Annotated in this window: 2 protein-coding genes; one reads left to right on the plus strand and one right to left on the minus strand. The window is 40.7% G+C overall.

Going from position 1 to position 1,031, the window contains the following annotated elements:
- Window positions 1–301: 301 nt before the first annotated feature.
- A complete protein-coding gene (locus A3739_RS24125; protein ID WP_068476957.1) occupies window positions 302–733 on the plus strand; it encodes a DoxX family protein in 432 nt (143 codons plus the stop codon).
- Window positions 734–779: 46 nt separating this feature from the next.
- Here the strand turns inward: A3739_RS24125 and A3739_RS30345 are convergent.
- Window positions 780–1,031: hypothetical protein (locus A3739_RS30345; protein ID WP_197472540.1), on the minus strand; the 252-nt coding region annotated here is incomplete at its 5' end.

Below are 1,031 nucleotides of genomic sequence, written 5' to 3' on the forward strand. Positions count from 1 at the left end.
CGGTTTTCTCCGTTTCCTTGGAGTTTTCCAGACTGCGAACCGGGTTGTGCAGAAATTGCGCAACGTAAGCGTAGAGTGCAATTATTAAGGCATTTTTACAAGTCCAAGCGAGTGATGGATTGCGAATAAGCTTCTAAAACTTGAAGTAATTCATGCTTGGCAATGAGGAGCGCTTAGGAAAGTGCTGCTATCGTTCAAATAATTTGAAGTAAAGCCTTAAAAATATGGTGTTAAACCTTAGTGAACTGCTTAATAAACTTGTCTCCGTTCTGAAAGATAATTCAATTTAGGAGATGGAATCATGAGTGCAACAAAACTATTAACATCAGTTGATCAGGCGTTAACAGGGCCAAACTTACAATCGATATTCGACATTGTTGGTCGAGTTGGTTTAGCTGCTATATTTTTATTGGCGGGTATTAGTAAGGTTCAAAATTTTTCAGGCACTGCTCAGTACATGGCATCAGTAGGCTTATCTGAAGCCTTGCTGCCATTAGTCATAGCATTTGAAATTGGTGCAGCGATTGCCCTGATAATTGGATTTCAAACGCGTTTAGTCGCTATCTCGTTAGCAATTTTCTGTGTTGTAAGCGGATTTATGTTTCACGGAAATTTAGAAGATCAGATGCAATTCATCTTGTTCTACAAAAATATCGCGATGGCAGGAGGCTTTCTAGTGCTTGCTGCGCAGGGAGCGGGGAAGTTTAGTTTGGATGCAAAGCTATTACGTTAAGCTTGTCCATTAGATGAAAAAGCCAAGACAGTGTCTTGGCTTTTTATTATGTATCGCTCTGTTTAGTTAGCTCTGCATGGTCTAAGTGATCAAAGCTTCGACCGTAGATTTCTAGATCCATATCCAAATCGTAGGCCAGTTTATTTTCTTCTAACTCCAGATTCATGCTCATTGATGTAGTTAAAGCCTTTTCTCGCATGAAAACGCTCTGTGCTATGTGTCCTTCGCGGTCTCGGCCGCGGAGTTTGAATGCCCAACCATTCTCTGTTTTCTCAACTTTACCTTCTAGTACGACTGA

Source organism: Oleiphilus sp. HI0067, assembly GCF_001635735.1.